Here is a 17,307-nt window from a genome sequence, read left to right on the forward strand (position 1 = left end):
GCGAAACAGGTTGCGGGCTGCATGATACCGCCCGAATCACGCAGCTGTGACATCCATGCCAAAGATGTCCCATTTTTACCGCTTTCTCTGCCTAAGCCTTGCTTGCTCGATGTGGGGCGAGGTGAATGTAAACGGCTTCGCAACACATGGGGGCTAACGAAGTCGGGGGAGTGACCGGCGGAGGCCGATGCTTCCCACCCACACATTTGCGAAACTGCGACGACCTCGGGGACAGGGGACTACAGGCTATGAATGATCTCTTTGGCGATTTCACGCCGGACTACGCAGCGCTTTCCACGGCGTATGAGCCGAATGATACGGCAGAGACGGCGGTGGCGCTTGGAGAAGGTCGGCACCAGATCACCGGAAGTGGGACGGATTGGTTCGCGTTGGAAACCGGCCCAGGGGAGTTAAGCTTGTCGATGGTCCACGCGACCGAGCAGGAGGGACGTCTGGTCGACTTGAGCCTCACTCTTCTATCTGCGACGGGGCAGGGGCTGGCCGCTAATTATTCCACGGCTGGCTCTGAAAGCTTCACCTACTTTGCGAACCAGGGTGGGAGTTATTACCTACGCGTCACCGGTATGCCTGCAGGGATGCAAATCGACTACACCTTGAATGTCGAACTGCCGACCGATGCCTGGTCGGTGGAGTTGGATTTCGGCCCGATTCGCAACGTTTCTCCGGCGGTATTTGATATCGACAATGATGGCATTGACGAGATCTTTGTCGGCACCAGCAAGGCGCTAGACGCTCAGGGCAACGAATTGCGTCCTGGCGGACTGGTGGTGCTTGAGGCCGACGGTACGGTGAAATGGAGTAAGACCTTCGATGCGGCTACCGGTGCCGACAGTGTGACCGGCAAGACCTACAACTCAACCTCAGTGACCTCCGCGCCCACCTTTTCTGATCTGAATGGCGACGGCAGCATCGACCTCGTTGTCGGGGTTGGGGCTGACAATGCAGGTGGTTTCGGCACTGTCGGCCAGCCGGGCGACAAGGGTGGCGTCTACGCCGTGGACGCCGTGGGGAACACGCTCTGGTATTTCGAGACGCGGGATTACATCGGCAACGATGGCCGCCCCGATGGCGTCCTCGGGGCGCCAAGGGTCTTCGACATCGATTCCGATGGTGTGCGGGAGGTGATCTTCACCGCCTGGGATCACTACATGTACGTTCTGGACGGTCGCACTGGGGCGCTCGAGTATGAGTTGAACCTGCACGACACAGCTGGGGCCACGCCGGGCGTCGCCGACCTGACCGGGGATGGGTTCTACGAGTTGATCGTCCCAGCGGATATCTCTGCCAATCCCCGCGCCGGTCTGGACGTTCAAGGCGGTCTGTTACATGTGATCTCAAGGTATGGGCAGCACAATATCGAGGGCTTTGATGAGCAGGTCGGAACTTCGACCGACGCTAGCTACCGGGGCAAATTCGAGGAGCAGTCGCTCTGGAGCAGCCCGAAGTTGGTGGACCTCGAAAATGACGGCAGTCTTGAGATTGTTCAGGGCACCGGCGACTACTTCAAGGATGGCCGCGGCCAGTATTTGAAGGTTTGGAATTCCGACGGCACGTTGCGCCTCGAGCTTGAGACCACGGGTCGGACCTTTGCTGCGCCGATCATCGCCGATATCGACGGCAACGGTACGCCGGAGATCGTGGCAGCGACCACCTCGGGCTACGTGCACGCCTGGAACGCCGCGGGGCAAGAGCTCTTTGCGACCCGAGTTCTGCCGTTTAGCAACAACGACGCTCTGATCCGGCCGATCATGAATTCCCCGGTCGCTGTGGATATCGACAACTCCGGGGGGGACCTAGAGATCCTGGTGACCGTCGGCGGGCAACTGGTAGTGCTCGATTCTGACGGCACGCAACTGACCGGCATCGATCGGCCCGAATACGTGCTGTCGACTGGTGCCGGATCGCCGGTGGCAAAAGATATCGACGGTGACGGGACGCTGGCTCTAATCGGCGGCGGCACCACCTCCGATCACAATCAGGCGATGATCTACCGCTGGGAAAACCCTTTCGATGCAGTGACCTCGGAGTATCGCAGTGCGGACTATCAAGGCAATCAGTCCCTGAATGAGATCCGGGCCTTCGTCGACCGTTTCTACGAGATCATCCTCGGGCGCAGTTCGGATGCGCGGGGCACGAACAACTGGGCCGACCGGCTCTATTCCGGTGTCGCCTCTGGGGCAGATGTTGCCGAGGGCTTCATCCTTAGCCCGGAATTCCTTGGCCGAAACACAAGCAACGCCGAGTTTGTTGGCGTGCTCTACGCCGCTTTCTTCGATCGGACGGCAGACTCGACGGGGCTCGGGAACTGGGTGGCGCGGCTTGAATCCGGAGAGTGGGACCGGGCCGGAGTTCTGGACGGGTTCATCTACAGCCAAGAGTTCTCGAACCTCGCCGCAGGGTACGGCATTCGCGCTAGTGATCTCGTCGATCGGCCCTCTGACGCTTCGGTGATTGTCGGAGATTCCGAGGCTTCGATACTGCGCGGCGGGAGCGGTGCGAATACGATCTACGACACTGCCTCTGCGGTGACAGAGACCGGATCGCGCGAGCAGGACGTGTTTGCCCAAGTGTACCGGATTTACGGTGCCACGCTGGGCAGGGAGCCTGATGTGTCAGGGCTGCTGGGCTGGTTCAATGCACTCAACAATGATGTGCATTCCCTCGAGGCCGTGGCCGGAAGCTTCGTGAACAGCAAGGAGTTCCAGAACACCTATGGCGCATTGAGTAACGGGGAATTCGTGGCGCTGCTCTATAACAACGTTCTGGGCCGCGAGCCTGACGCGCGAGGGCTCGCCAACTGGACGTCGCAGTTGGACAGCGGCGCCATGACCCGTGCCCAAGTGGTTCTCGGCTTCTCGGAGTCTGGTGAGTTCAAGGCCGGTACGACCGCCGAGCTCGATGACTACATGCGTGGCAAGGAACCGCGGTGGAACGATGTGATTGAGGGGGGCGCTGGAAACGACCGGATGAACGGTGGTAACGGCAGCGATGTCTTCGTGTTCCGGGCAGGCGAGGGCGGTTCGGACGTGATCTATGGGTTCGAGCCCTGGGATGGTCTGCAGCTTTCCGGGTTTGGTTTCACAACCCCGGCCAATGCTGTGTCGCATATGGTGCAAACGGGAGCCAATGTGGTCTTCCAGTATGGCGGGCAGACCATTACCTTCCTAGACATGCGTCTCAGCGAGATGGGCCGCGTCCGCTACAATCTCTCCTGAGAGGAGGCCTCTGCGACGCCGCGTGGCTAGACTGCACCTTGCGGCGTCGCAAAGATAGCTTTCAACTCACGCTGAGCTGGCCCCAATATCGGAGACTTTTTCACTTGCGCGTTGCTCTTGTTCACTTCCCTAAGACCGGGGGAACGTCACTGCATGATTTTTTGGTCGATAAATTTCCACCTAAGGCGGTGTGTCCTGAGCGGATTCGTAGCTTCGAGCGGTTCACGCGGGAGGAATTACAGCAGTTCGACTATTTTTCTGCGCATATGGACTTCGCTCGGCTGAGCCTACTTCCGGGACCGCTCTATACCATCACCGTGCTGCGTGAGCCGAAGGCCCGAATCCTCTCGCTGTATTACTTCTGGCGGGCACATTCGTGGCGGATCATTGAGGCCCGCAATCTGACGGGCCCGCGGCGGGCAAAAGAGCTGGGATTGCTGGAATTCCTCAAGCACCGGTCCGATGGCATACCCTCCGATGTAGACAACTACTATGCCCGCAGTTTGCTGGGACGGCATTGGTCCGGCCCGCGCGGCGAAATAGTGGTGAGCGACGAAGATGCGCTGCGTCTCGCCATGCGCAACCTACTGACAATCGATACGATTGGCTTCACCGAGGATATGGCCGGGCTTTTTCAACAAGTGACCCGACGACTTGGAGTCGAGATGCCGGCCGAAATGCCTTGGGCCCGGTCCTCGAAGAATCAAGTCAATTTGCCGGACATGGAAGCCGTCGAGCGTGAACAGATCACTCCGGAGATCGATGCTCAGCTTAACAAGCTGACCCGCCTTGATCGGGTGATCTATGAAAATGCCAAGCGAATGTTTGTTCAACAGTCTTTTGTGTGATGCAATACGCCCCGCGGCATTATCTCCGCGGGGCAATATCTTGCGGTGCTGGCGATCAGACGAGGATCATGCTGCTGTCGAGATCGCTGGCCATGGTGTCCTGCAAGGTGACCGTCACATCCTGATCCATGAACACCAGATCGTCGCCGTCCTGCATCATGTTTGCCACGGCGTCGTCGGCGCTGCCGTAACCGAAGGCACTGAAGTCTAGCATGTCCCAGCTCTCAAGGTCGGTCACGTCGTGGCTGCTGCCCGCGTCGGTGGAAAACACGAAGCGGTCGGCCAGCAGGCCGCCTGAAAGCAGGTTCTCGCCGCCATTGCCCATCAGCACGTCGTCGGTGCCCTGATCCATTACCCATTCGGATATGTCATCAGCCATTGATCGGATGAACTCTTGGCTCTGGGAAAACCCTACCAGTACCTCGGCGCGGGTTGTTCCTTCGTCCAGCCGAGCGGTCCAATTGGCGAGGCCCGTGGCGTCTGCGTCGCGACCCAGCACGTTGTTGTAAAGCGCCTGCACGTAACCTTCGTTGCCCAAACCGTCGTAATCAGCGGCGAACTCGGCGCTGCCGGTGAAACCGGTGGAGATCTCGGCCAGCGTGTGCTCGCCGGTCAGCAGCCGTTCGGTCCAGTTGTAAAAGCCACCGAGATCGGGCGCGCGATCGAAGGCGGCCTGATAGATGCGGATGACCTGGCCGGTGGCCATCTCGGCCGAGCCGGCCGACATGAAGTCGCCGTAGATCACGTCATTGCCGCCGCCGCCACCGATATTGTCGGAGCCCTGGTCGCCATAGAGCGTGTCGTCACCACCAGCGCCGCGCAGGATGTCGTTGCCCATGCCGCCCGAGGCCCAGTCGGACATCATGCCGGTGGAGGCATTCTCCAGCCCCTGATCACCATCGGCCCAGGTGCCGGTGTGGATCTCGTCGTTGCCAGCGCCGCCGTAGATCGTGTCGGCGCCATCGGCTTCGGCGTTGAACATCGTGCCGAGCGCGTCCGAAACGCGGCTGTCGTCGTCGCCGGTGATAATGTCGTCACCAGCGCGGCCGCGGATCATATCGTCGCCCGCGCCGCCCGCGAGGCCGTTGTCGTAATCGCCAAGGCTTAGGCTGCCCGCGGCGCCGCTGTCTGCGGCATCGGACTGGTTGTCATCCTCGATCGACGCATCCACCAGATCGTTGCCATCTGCGCCGTAGAGCACGTCGCGGCCGCTGCCGCCCGAGATCGTGTCGTTGTCGGCTCCGCCATTGAGACTGTCGTCACCGCCCTTGCCGTTGATGAAGTCATCTCCGGCCCCGGCGTCATACATGTCATCACCATCGGTCAGGATGGTGCGGGTCGAGGCAGTGGCGCGCTGCATGGCGAGCAGGTCCATGACCTCCTCGAGGCTAGCGCTCTCAATGTCGCCGGCGGCGGCGGGCAGGATGCCGGTGTAGCCATTCTCGCCGCCGTCCACTTCGCCGTCGGTGCCCTCGCCGATACCGTCAGGCACGTCGACGCCGTGCAGCACGATCTCGCGCAGGGTCAGCGGCATGATGTCCTCGGCGGTGTAATCGGTCATCGACACCGGGCTGAAGAAATTCTCATCGTCGTTCAGATCGTAGCTCTGCACGAAGGACAGCAGGCCGTTTTCATCGGCCATGGGCATGGCGCCCCCCGAGGCTAGCGGCAGCAGCACGTCGCCATATTGCCCCAGACCCTCGATCACCTCGACCATGCCGTCGCGATCGGCGTCATCGGCCAGCGTCGGCGCGGTGGAGTCGATCGGGGCGCCGTCCTCATCAAAGAGGCCATGCACGTGCTGCGCGTGGGTCTGCGACGGGGTCAGCCCGGTGCCGGTGATCGCCACGTTGAGATAGGAGGTGCCGTCCTCTTCGGTTTCCATCGCGAGGATCGCGGTTGCGTTTACGCCGGAGCTGTTCAGCGCATTAAAATCGACGGTCCAATAGGCGTCCGCACGGGACAGAAATGTCTCGAAGGACGTGTAGGACGAAGCCAGATGGGCCATTGGTGATCTCCTCTATCATCACTGGTCACATGGCGAAGTCACGGCTGTGGGGCAGGGGAGTTTCAGAACGGCGGCCACAAGAGGTGACGCGGGCGTTCACGTTTCCGTTGGCTCGCGCTGGACGCGGCTCTCTATCTGGGTGAGTTTGGGCTGAATCCCAGAGTGGAAAAGGAACATATGAGCAAGGTTTTGGTTGTCTCGAACTGCGCTACGCAGGGGCTGGTGGCGGGGCTGCAGTTACTCTGTCCGGAGCTGGTGGTAACAGGCTACGAGATCGGCGCGGCACGGGCGGCACCGCAAAAGCTCAGGCAGGATGCGGCACAGAGTGACATTCTCGTGCTTCTGCCGGGGGTGGCGCCGTTGCTAGGGGCCGAGCTGGTCTCGAAAAAGACGATCGTGACAGTGCCGACCTTCTTCTTCTCAGGCTATCATCCCGACACAGTCTACATCGAGAATGCCGCTGGGCAGCAGCTCAAGAGCGAATATGGCGCATATCATTCGATGATATGTTTTGCCGCGCATCGGGCTGGTCTATCGATTTCTGAGACCTTGAGGCTCTATCGGGGCAAGGTGTACCAAGATCTAGGCTATTTCGAAGAATGGGATCAGCAGAAGAGTCTGCTGCTCGACAGCTTCCGCAGCCACCATATCGAGCTTTCCGATCTCTTTCTGTCGTGGGTCCGAGGCGGTTGCTTCATGTATACCATCAATCATCCGAAGGCGCGCTGCATCTTCGATCTGTCGCGGCATGTGGCAAGACGCATCGGTGCCACGCCGCTGGCCTTCGATGTGCCGCCGCGTGATACCTTGGTCGTCGGATCGATCTTTCCCTGCTATCCGGAGATCGCGGAGGCCTGTGGCACGCAGGGCAGTCTGCTCTTCAAGATCGACAACCAGAACCGGGTGCTAACATTACCGCAATATATAAAACTTTGCTTCGACTGCTACGACAGCCAGGCGGGCACGGGAATGAGGCCGGCCAAAGCCTTTGCCGACAAGATGGCGCGGTTCGAGGAGAGAGTCCTTGGCCGGATCGGAGCCTGAAGGAGAGCAAGATGGCCAACCCCTACCGCGACGTTCCCGATTATCAGATGTGGCGCCGCGCGGTCTCGCGGGTTGAGCCGCACAGGCTCGACCCCGCAGTCATGCCGAAATTTCAGGTCACGCCGGATATGCGCGTGGCCACTGCCGGCAGCTGTTTTGCCCAGCACATCTCGCGCCGCCTAGCCGAACTTGGGTTCAACTACTTCGTGCCCGAGAGCGGGGCCACGCTGGACGAGGCCGAACGCAAGGCCCGGCAGTTCGGCGTGTTCTCGGCGCGTTTCGGCAACCTCTATACGGTGCATCAACTCGACCAGCTCTTCGCCGAGGTCTTCGAAGGGCGCAGTCGGGCGGAGCCTGCCTGGCAAAGACCCGACGGGCGTTATGTCGATCCCTTTCGCCCGCAGGTCGAACCGGAGGGCTATGACAGCCCCGAGGAGGTGGCGCGGGCCAGACGCCTGCATCTCGAGGCAGTGCGCGAGATGTTCCTACAGGCTGATCTCTTCGTCTTCACACTGGGGCTGACCGAGGCTTGGAGGTCCCGTGCCGACGACAGTGTGTTTCCGCTAGCGCCCGGGGTGGTGGCCGGTAGTTTTGATCCCGAATGCCACGAATTTCACAATTTCTCCGTGGCTGAGACCAGTACGACGCTGAGTAGTTTCCTCACCCGTCTGCGGCAGGTTAACCCAGACGTACGGGTTCTGCTGACCGTGTCGCCGGTGCCGCTGATAGCGACTTTCGAGCCGAGGCATGTGCTCAGCTCGACCACCTATAGCAAGGCGGTGCTGCGGGTGGCAGCACAGGAGGCCTGTGACGCGTTCGATTTCGTGGACTACTTCCCGTCGTTCGAGATCATCACTAGCAGCGCCACGGGTGGGCTCTACTACGAACCCGATCAGCGCGAGGTAAACCTGTTGGGTGTGGCACACGCTATGAGGTGCTTCGTCAGCGCCTATACGGATCAGGGAAGGCCAGAAGCGCCAGACCGAGAGGTCCCAGGCGAAATGCTGCAGAACTATGCCAGTGCTTCGGCCATCGTCTGCGACGAGGAAGCCATCGATACGGCAGGCGAACGGCGCTAACCGAGCAGGCGTTTGAGATACGCGCCATAGCTGTTCTTGGCAAAGCGGTTCGCGCGTATCGCGGGGGGCCGTCTTTACACGGTCGTCGGCCTCACCGAAATGAGCGAGGGGGCGACGACGATGCACTCATGCCCCATCTCAACGAGTACCGGGATGATGTCCCGGTGCAGCCCGTAGCCGCACGGCCCCCAATCGCAACCGCGATCGAAATCGTCGCCTTATGGACATCCAGCCCGATGAACGTGCTACTTTGTATATGGTCTCTCCCCCATTCTTGAGGCTCGGCGACAGCCCGTCTGGCGCAATCCTCGAACGGAGAATCCCACGGGAGAGGCCAATGGCCCAGTCAGACTCACGCCGCGATCATGGGTCCTGACCCTAGTCGAGTGGCGCAGAGACAAAGTGATTGCCGGATGCTGTCACGCGGCCGTCTGCAGGGGCAGGCAGATCCGCTGTCGAGGGGCGTGAGACGCGCACGGTAGTGGGCGGCGGTGAGAGTGGGAAATTCCAGAAAAGGTCAATTGTGGTGCCTGGCCGGTCCGGGTAAGTGAGAGTTGGGTCGCTGGGTTGGCGGCGCAGAGGCAGTTTCTATAAGCTAGGGATTTGGGTGAGCATGACCAAAAACGCGGAGAATAGGTTCATGCGGCGCTTAATAAAAAGGCGTCGAGATGGAGTTCAGGGCCACCTAGACCTTGTCGACGGACGTACGGTGGTGGGGTGGCTTTGTAATAAGAGGTACGGCGATGCCCCTTCGACGCTGAAAGTCGTGGCAGCAGACGATGGTCGGGTGCTGGCGGAGGCCTCGGCAAATCTTTTTCGAGGGGACCTTCTCGCGGCCGGAATCGGAAATGGCCACCACGGCTTTCAGGTCATCGTCGAGGCCGAACCGCGGCGGGAGATTCAGGCGAGGCTCGTTGATGCGGATGATGGCTTTTGCCTTGGAGAGGTGACCCTGCCCCCAACCGGCTGGGTCATGGACCTGGGGCCGCAGGCGCGGAGCCGCCGTGACACGCTTCTGGCCCCCTATTATTCCTCCGTGCGAATGAGTGCGATCCTTCAAGAGCCCGATCTCAGGGCGTTGGTGCTGTACGAGAGTATTCTGAGCAATTACCGAATTTTTGATCCTGATTTCTACGCACAGACATATGTTGCGGAGCTGGAGACTCAGAGTGACGCTCTGCTGCATTATCTACGGCACGGAGCCAAGCTCGGATACTGGCCCAATTCGGTTTTCGATCCCGTGGAATACATCGATTTAAATCCGGATGTCCTTGATTTTGGCATAGATCCTCTCGTCCATTATTTCCTGTTTGGCTGGAACGAGAGACGCCCTGTCGGGTCGCATTTCGATGCGCAATACTATATGGAAAAATATCCGGACGTCCTGTCGTCAGAAATGAACCCGATCTATCACTTCTTAGCCTTCGGGCGTGCCGAGGGCAGGATACCGCTCCGTGCAGACGAGGTGGCGCCGGTCGCTGAGGCGCTTCCGGCTGAGATTTCTTTCGGTGAGCGCAGCAGCGGATTGCTGTTACTCGTCACTCACGATCTCGAGGTTGGCGGTGCTCAGCAACTGATCCGCAGCCTAGCTGAATGGCTCTTGGCGACGACTAAGTACGACGTCAAATTCGTCGCGATGCGCGATGGTGCCCACAGGCATCTGTTTGAGGCCATCGCTCCGGTCCACGTGGTCGAGGACGGGCTTGATCCCGCCGTAGCAGAGGAACAGATCCGCGCCTTCTCCGGCTGCGACGTGCGCGGGCTGTTCGTGAACTCAGTAGCCAGCACAAAGTTCTTCGACGTTTGGATGGCAGATACCCCTGCAGTTTGCTATGTGCACGAGTTGGAGAAGATCATCGGCGCCTACCCGGGCTGTATTGAGCGCCTAGCACAGCGTTGCACCACGATTCTCGGCGGTAGTGATGCCGTGATCGCGAATCTTCGCGAGAATCACAATGTCGACTCCGCGCAGCTACATCTAGTCTACGATTTCATCGGACCGGTTTTGGACCGGGAGAACGCCGAGCAGGGCCGCCTCATGCGCCGTGCGGCTCTGGGCTTGTCCCCCGAGGCCTTCGTAGTCATGGGCTGCGGCGTGATGCATTGGCGGAAGTCTCCTGATAAGTTCATCGAAATTGCAGAGTGTGTGTCGTTGACCAGCGAACTGCCTTGCAAGTTCGTCTGGATCGGGGGCGGCCCGGATGAGGATGCCTGCCGGCAGATGGTGCGGGACAAGGGTCTCGAGCATGTCGTCGATTTCATCGGCTACCAAGAGGACGTGGCCGGAGTTCTCGAGGCTGCCGATTTGTTCCTGCTGCCGTCCGAGGAGGACCCCTTCCCGCTGGTTTGCCTCTACGCGGCCGCGAACGAGATTCCGGTCGTTTGCTTCGAGGACGCCGGAGGGATGCCTGAGTTTGTTGCGCGAGGCTGCGGCCTCGCGGTGCCTTTCGGCGATGTCCAAGCCATGTCGCAGGCGGTGCTGGATTACATGGCTGATTCCGGGCGCCTTGCCGAGCACGGAGCAATCGGACGCAAGGCGGTGCAGGCGGAGTTTTCGGTAACCGCGACGGGTCCGCAAATCCTCGACGTGCTGCGTAGCGCAATGGGCGTGGACCCGCATGTCAGCATCGTGGTGCCGAACTACAACTACGGCGCCTATCTCGAGCAGCGGCTGACCTCGATCTACTCCCAGAGCTTTCAAGACTTCGAGGTGATCTTGCTGGACGACGCCTCGCCTGATGGCTCCGGGGCGATTTTGGAGGACTGGGCGCGGCGCCGGCCGGCGACACGCGCGATCCTCAATACGCAGAATTCCGGCTCGCCCTTCGCACAATGGATGAAGGGCATGCGCGAGGCGCGCTCCGAACTGGTCTGGATCGCTGAGGCGGATGACTACTGCGAGCCGGACTTGCTCGCGGCGCTGGTGCCTTCAATGGATGACCGAAACGTCTTTCTCGCCCACGCCAAATCGATGCCGGTGAATGCCGAGGGCACATCACTCGGCGATTACGACGCGCTCTATCTCAACCGCATCGCCGAAGGACGGTGGAGGCAGTCCTACGTCGCCACGGACCACCTTGAGGTGAATGCCGGTCTGGCTGTTGGCAACGTCATCCCCAACGCTAGCGCAGTGATGATCCGCAAGTTCGAGCCGGAGCCCGACTTTGTCGATCAGGTCACGTCCATGCGGATGTGCGGCGACTGGTATTTCTACCTGCGCGCCCTGCGGGGCGGCAATATTGCCTTCGATGCCCGAACGCTGAACTATCACCGCCGGCACGGAAACACGGTGACCCACCAGACCGAGGGCAGCCTGCGCTACTTCGAGGAACTGGCGGATATCCGGCAGTACGTAGACCGCACCTACCGGATTTCCGAGGCCACTCAGGCGCAGGCGGATGCCTTCACATTGCAGGACCTCGACCGCTTCGGCGTTGAGGATGCCGCTCAGCGCGACGCGGTCCGGCAGGCGTCAGGCCTGACGGCGGGCAAGGAGATCCCCAGCCTGCTGATGGTGGCCAGCGACCTGTCGCCGGGCGGCGGACAGATGTTCGCCATCCGTCTGGCCAATGCCTGGGCGGCGCGCGGCGGCCGCGCGGTGCTGCTCAATGTCGGCTACTCGGCGACGCATGAGAAGGTGCTGTCGCGGATCAATCCTAGCGTCGTGCTGATTCGGGAGAACGATCCGAGGCTCCGGAACCTCGCGGGCCTCTGCGCCGAATATGACATCGACATCATTCACTCGTCCATCTGGTGGGCCGACAAATATGTCCGCCAGCATATCGAGTCCCTGCCGCAGATGCCTTGGGTGACCACGATGCATGGCTGTCACGAAACACTTCTGGAAAACCCGGGGCTGGATGTCGACTTTTCGGGAGACTATGCCTTTATGCGCGATAGGATGGATTGCTGGGTCCATATCGCGGACAAGAACATGAAGGTTTTCCAGGAGCTTGGCGCGCCACATCACCACAAGAGGATTGCCAATGGCGTGCCCTCTCCGCAGGTCAGAGCGATCAGCCGTGCCGAGTTGGGGCTGCGTGACGACAGCGTTCTATTGTGCCTGGTCAGCCGCGGCATCGAGGAGAAGGGCTGGTTCCAGGCTGTAGAGATTGCCCGAAAGCTCAACGAAGACGGGCTCAACGTGGAACTGATGCTTGTCGGAGAAGGGCCTGCCGCCACGGAAATCCGGCAGCAGGGCTTGGACTTCGTGCATCTCTACGGGCACGTCGATAACGTGGATGAACTAATCTCCGTGTGTGATGTCGGCATCCTTCCGAGCACCTTCATTGGGGAATCCATGCCACTGGTTCTTCTGGAAATGATGGCGCTGGCAAAACCGATCATCGCAACGAACGTCGGGGAAATTCCGGAGATGATCGGAGTTGGTGACGGCGCGGCCGGCATCGTGGTGCCAAATGTAGATGGTAGCGTGGATATTCCTGCGTATTGCGACGCGATAAGGCGGTTGATCGGGAGTGACGTGGAGTTCGCGGCTTATTCCGATTCTGCCAAGAAGCGGTTCGATGAACGGTATGACATCCGGAAAATGATAGAAAGCTATGCTTGTATATATGAAAAGTGCTTATCGGAAAGAAAAAATGCAGCGATGTGATGTCGAAAATTTTGTGCATCTTGGGAGAGCTCTTTTAGAGCTCTGAAGGAAAAGTATCTCGTTAAGTCAGGAAAAGTGCAGGCTATCTGGAGGAATATATGAAGTGCACGCTTCACATTGGTACCGAAAAAACGGGTAGCACAACGCTGCAGGGGTGGTTGTATCAAAATAGAGAAAACCTTCGTAAGCAAGGCGTGGCCTTGAGCGACGTTATGGGGCGGGAGAACAACCGAAAGCTCGCAGCGTATTTTCAAGGTTATATGGATGATTTCCATATAATAAATGGCATTGAAACTAAGGCTGATAATGAGGAGTTCTTCAGAGGTTTTGAGGAGGAAGTCCTGGAAGAGATAAATGTTAATAGTAGGGAGGGAGCTGAGAACTTCATAATAACATCAGAGCACTTTCATAGCCGCGTCACTGCGAAAGATAGAATTTTTCTGTTAAGAGATTTTCTTAAGTCTGCTTTTCAAGAAGTGCATGTGATTTGTTACTTTAGGAGTCAGGTCGACCTCAATAGAAGCCTTTATTCGACTGCCATTAGGGTTGGTCATTCAGTGAGGTACTCAGATTTCTCGGATATATCTCGACTGTCGCCTCATTACTATGACTACAATTTCATCATGGGGAAATGGTGTGAGGCCTTCGGCGAAAGTAATGTGACGCCCGTCTTGTACGGGAGGGAGAATTTCCTTTGCGAGGATATACGAAAGGATTTTCTTCGTAGAGCTGCGCCGAATTTCAATCTGGATGTCCTGGATTATTCATCATCTAATGAAAATGAGAAGTTAAGCTTGCTTCAGCTAAATTTGGGTAGGGTTGTGAATGAATCTTGCTCAACCGGGTCAGCGCATCGGATCTCAGAGGTTGCAAGTGAGGTGAAGAATTTTATTTTTTCCGCGCAGGAGGCTAAGTGGGGTGAACTAGAAAACTCGCGCGCCCAAAATCTATATGAGATTTACCATTCGTCGAACGTAGAGTTCGCCAAAAAATTCTTGGGGATGAACGGTAACCCGTTCCCTGTTCCACAGAAAGGTTTTGATCTATCTCCTCAGGCGGGCGATCTGTTGGAGGCTTTCTCAACCCTATTTGGGCGGTTCGTTTCGAATTTTTGCGATAATAGAACTTTAAGCTCTTCTGATAGGATAAGGATTATGAATATAATATGCTCAAAAGAAGTACGCAGGGCTTTGTCGGAAGAGGACTTCCAGTTTCTCTTTCGTAAAGCCTCTAGTTCTTCTGGAGGAGGCGAGGATATATCCAGTTTATTTCACGGCAAGAATTAGGGTGCCTGGACTTATTTTTGTTGTTGAAAGAGTGTGAGAATACTCTTAATTCCTCCCCGAACTTTTTCCGAAGCGGTGGTGCGATTAGGGTTGGCGGGAGCCATGCGTAGGGCGATATGATGATTGGTGTATACGGAGCAAATGGCTTTATCGGACGCCATGTAGTGGAACGCCTTTTGGCAAGAGGGCAAGCGGTACGGGCCGTCTCCAGGCGTTTTGACAGTCGTGTTGCCGCAGCTTGGGAGGATCGCTTGGACCTTGTGGAAGCCGATTTCACCAACCCGCTATCCACATTGTCGACCGTGCAAGGCCTCGATACTGTCATTCAGTTGATCAGTTCGTCGAGCCCCGGCATGGGCAATCGGGTACTGGTGGATGACATCCAAGAGAACGTCATCCCTCATGTATCCTTCATCCAGAAGGCTATCTCAGCCGGGGTCCGCCGCTACATTTTTGTTTCCTCGGGCGGCACGGTCTACGGCCCCAACGCCCCGGTGCCTACGGCGGAGACGGCGCATACCAACCCGATCAACTCGCATGGAATGACCAAGCTGATGATCGAGAAGTACCTGCAGATGTTCAGTCGTGTGGATGGACTTGAGTACGTTATTTTGCGCGTCTCGAACCCCTACGGCCCTGGCCAGACGTTCCGTAAAGGGCAGGGGCTGATCCCCGCGATCTTGCAGCGACAGCGCGAAAGTCTCCCGATACAGATATTCGGGGACGGAAGCAGCCAGCGCGACTACATTTACATCGACGACCTGACCGCGGCCGTGGAGAAGGTGGTTGACTGTCCGAGTGCTGGCAATGAGGTGTTCAATATTGGTAAGGGTGAAGGGCGCTCGATCCTCGAGGTAATCGAAACGCTTGAGGCGACGCTCGGCGTTTGCTTCGAAAAGGAGTTTCTTCCGGGCCGTAATACGGATGTCAGTCGCAGCGTTCTCGATATCTCGAAGGCCTGCCGGCTGTTATCCTGGGCGCCAGGCATATCCTTGGAAGAGGGCGTGGAGCGCATGTTGGTCCCTTGGCGCTGATTTCAGACCCCATGATCGCGATTGATTAGACTCGGACATTGGCTTTTCAGTAAGCGGCGTCTGCGCCTTCTTAAGCTGCTTCATCAACACGTTCTCTCTGAGTAGGTCTTCAGGCCGTTCGCAGCCCTTGAGAAGCTCATCCAGCACATGGTCGTTTAGTTTCGCGTCCATGGCCCACGCTGTCCTTTCTTCTCAGCATGGGCCGGCGTGCCGTTACGCAGAAGATTGGACACTCTCGGGCGCCGCCGCGCAGCCAGAGTGACACCGATACAGGAGAGGGATTCTCAGCACATCAGAAGCATCATCGCTTTACAGCACAACACCATATTCATCTTTGAGCTTGGCCAGATCCGGAAGGTAGAGTTGACGAAGATACGCCGCGTCTTTCGCCGCGATAGGTTGGAGCGGCTGGTCTGCATGCGAGAATATTTCTTCTTGCTTAATCGCTGCACTGAACCGGCGAACCTCGAGAAAATCAGCAACGTCATCGAGCACCCGAGCCTGATTTTGCAAGAGGTCGGCTTGCCGCAACAGCAAAACCTGAGATCGCGGGAAGAGTGCGAACATCCGGTCGAGTTGCGCGGCGAAGAAACCACGCTCGACGTAGCTGTAGACACGGTGAGCCCCAAGCATACCACCGCTTCGATTCATACGCTCACGGCCAACTCTGATCGCTTCGCTGAACGGCAGAGTTTCGCTTCCACGGCTCGTTTCCATACGCCAATGCGAGAATGCGCGCTGGACGGGATCGCGCAATGAAACGATCAACTTCATGTCGGGATTGTAGTTTTGGATCCGCTCAAGGCTGGGCGGCCAATAAGTGTAGATCGGCGTCGCGTCCCCCTTGATACATCCTGTGTGGTCCGGGGCGAAGCTCTCATGCAGCCTATCGTAGTCCGGCTTGACCCAGTCGACGGACTCATCATCGAAGAAATGAAGTTCTTTCTGGCGACCAAATGCAAGATCTGAGCTTTGAGACAAGAAGTGCCACAAAGCGGTGGTGCCACCTTTCTGCACGCCGGCGATGAGAAAAGAAATCTTGGTCACGACTTAGGTTTCCACAAACTGCATCGGGGATGCATCGCCCGAAATGCCAAGCATGTCTAGAGGGTGGTATTTGCGAGAGCTGTTTTTGCGAAATAGAGATTGCGGTACCCTCCTGTGAGAGGCGCCGGGTGCCTTTGTGCGCTCGCGGTATGGTTAACATAAATTTAACATGATAACTGACTGTGTTGTAGGTACATTCTAAAATCCGCTGTGACAATTTACCTATTTTCTGGAAAGTGGAAAAAATTCGTCTGACGCACGCCAAGGGAAGCCTGCAGAGAAGAAATGGCAAAACTGAGATAGCGAGAGCTGTTGCAGCGCCCCTTGAACCCTCAGCGGGGTGCATTCCAGATTGATGCGGGCAAATCGCCATTCTTACGGCAATGGGGAGGCTCCATGGCCGAGCAAATAACTCAGCTAAGAAATTGGGCCTGCCGGCTATCTAGCCCAGAAGAGCGCCCCGCAACTCCCCCAACCCACGCTCCATCAGCGCCTCGGCTCCAGTCCGGTCGACCGCCTCGACATAGAGCCGCAGTTCCGGCGCGTTGCCCGAGGGGCGCACATGGACGATGCGGCCATCGGTCAGCCTCATGCGCACACCGTCGGTGAGATCGCAGCCCGCCTCCGCGGCGCCCAGCCGCGACAGGAACTCCGCCCGCGCGCCCGCGTCCTCGCGCAGCTTTGTCACGAAGGGCTGCGAGGCCTCCTGCGGCACCTCCTGCAGCCGGTCGGCCATGGTCACCACCGGCGGCTCCTGCGCGACGCGGGCCGAGAGCGGGCCCTCCCCGGCGGCGATCAGCACCGTGATCAGCGGCAGCATGCAATCGCGCGTGGGCAGCGGCGCCAGAGTGCCGTCGGGGCCCTGCGCCTCAAACCCCAGCAGAAAGCCGCCATTGGCCTCATAGCCGACGACCTTGCCGCCGAGCTCTTCCATGCCGGCGATGACGAAGGGCGAGCCGATGCGGGTGGTCAGCACCTTGCCAAAGCCCTTGCGGGTGACGCCCGAGTTTGACGAGATCGGCGTCACCACCGCCTCCGCCCCCAGCGCCTCGGCGGAGATCTGGCCCATGATGTCGCCGGGCACGATTGTGCCGGTCTCATCGGCCAGCA

At 58.5% G+C, this 17,307-nt stretch carries 9 protein-coding genes and 2 pseudogenes; 7 read left to right on the forward strand and 4 right to left on the reverse strand.

Annotation, left to right across the window (positions count from 1 at the left end):
• The first annotated feature begins 248 nt into the window (after positions 1-248).
• Positions 249-3,236, forward strand: a complete 2,988-nt coding sequence (locus G0A00_RS18740; RefSeq protein ID WP_164184330.1) for a DUF4214 domain-containing protein — start codon at positions 249-251, stop codon at positions 3,234-3,236.
• 104 nt (positions 3,237-3,340) lie between these two features.
• Entirely contained in the window at positions 3,341-4,084 is a 744-nt protein-coding gene (locus G0A00_RS18745; protein ID WP_164184329.1) for a sulfotransferase family 2 domain-containing protein, read from the forward strand.
• Positions 4,085-4,139: 55 nt separating this feature from the next.
• Here G0A00_RS18745 and G0A00_RS18750 read toward each other — a convergent pair whose 3' ends face one another.
• Positions 4,140-6,092 carry a DUF4214 domain-containing protein gene (locus G0A00_RS18750; protein ID WP_164184328.1) on the reverse strand — a complete coding sequence of 651 codons (1,953 nt, stop codon included), beginning with the start codon at positions 6,090-6,092 and terminating at the stop codon, positions 4,140-4,142.
• 177 nt (positions 6,093-6,269) lie between these two features.
• On the opposite strand from G0A00_RS18750, the gene G0A00_RS18755 reads away from it, so the two are divergent.
• Together G0A00_RS18755 and G0A00_RS18760 are read left to right on the forward strand one after the other, a co-directional pair.
• On the forward strand, positions 6,270-7,136 hold the full coding sequence (locus tag G0A00_RS18755) for a WcbI family polysaccharide biosynthesis putative acetyltransferase (RefSeq protein WP_164184327.1): 867 nt from the start codon (positions 6,270-6,272) through the stop codon (positions 7,134-7,136).
• 11 nt (positions 7,137-7,147) lie between these two features.
• Complete coding sequence (locus tag G0A00_RS18760; protein WP_164184326.1) at positions 7,148-8,215, forward strand: GSCFA domain-containing protein; 1,068 nt, start codon at positions 7,148-7,150, stop codon at positions 8,213-8,215.
• 57 nt (positions 8,216-8,272) lie between these two features.
• On the opposite strand, the pseudogene G0A00_RS26570 reads toward G0A00_RS18760, so the two are convergent.
• A pseudogene (locus G0A00_RS26570) lies at positions 8,273-8,403 on the reverse strand (IS110 family transposase); the annotation flags it as partial.
• 578 nt (positions 8,404-8,981) lie between these two features.
• Between G0A00_RS26570 and G0A00_RS18765 the strand changes: the two are divergent.
• From G0A00_RS18765 to G0A00_RS18775, 3 genes are all read left to right on the forward strand, one after another.
• The gene (locus tag G0A00_RS18765) at positions 8,982-12,830 is read left to right on the forward strand and encodes a glycosyltransferase (protein WP_164184325.1); all 3,849 of its coding nucleotides are present in this window, start codon (positions 8,982-8,984) and stop codon (positions 12,828-12,830) included.
• 98 nt (positions 12,831-12,928) lie between these two features.
• Positions 12,929-14,116: a hypothetical protein gene (locus G0A00_RS18770; RefSeq protein WP_164184324.1), complete on the forward strand. Its 1,188-nt coding sequence runs from the start codon at positions 12,929-12,931 to the stop codon at positions 14,114-14,116.
• A 119-nt stretch (positions 14,117-14,235) separates the two neighbouring features.
• Complete coding sequence (locus G0A00_RS18775; RefSeq protein WP_235953258.1) at positions 14,236-15,150, forward strand: NAD-dependent epimerase/dehydratase family protein; 915 nt, start codon at positions 14,236-14,238, stop codon at positions 15,148-15,150.
• Between the two features lie 309 nt (positions 15,151-15,459).
• Here the strand turns inward: G0A00_RS18775 and G0A00_RS18780 are convergent, their stop codons facing one another.
• Both G0A00_RS18780 and G0A00_RS18785 read right to left on the reverse strand, forming a co-directional pair.
• Complete coding sequence (locus G0A00_RS18780) at positions 15,460-16,197, reverse strand: sulfotransferase domain-containing protein (RefSeq protein WP_164184322.1); 738 nt, start codon at positions 16,195-16,197, stop codon at positions 15,460-15,462.
• Positions 16,198-16,639: 442 nt separating this feature from the next.
• Positions 16,640-17,307 (reverse strand): annotated as a pseudogene (locus G0A00_RS18785) (phosphomannomutase); the annotation flags it as partial.

Source organism: Salipiger sp. PrR002, assembly GCF_010500775.1.
In the GTDB taxonomy this organism is placed as follows: domain Bacteria; phylum Pseudomonadota; class Alphaproteobacteria; order Rhodobacterales; family Rhodobacteraceae; genus Salipiger.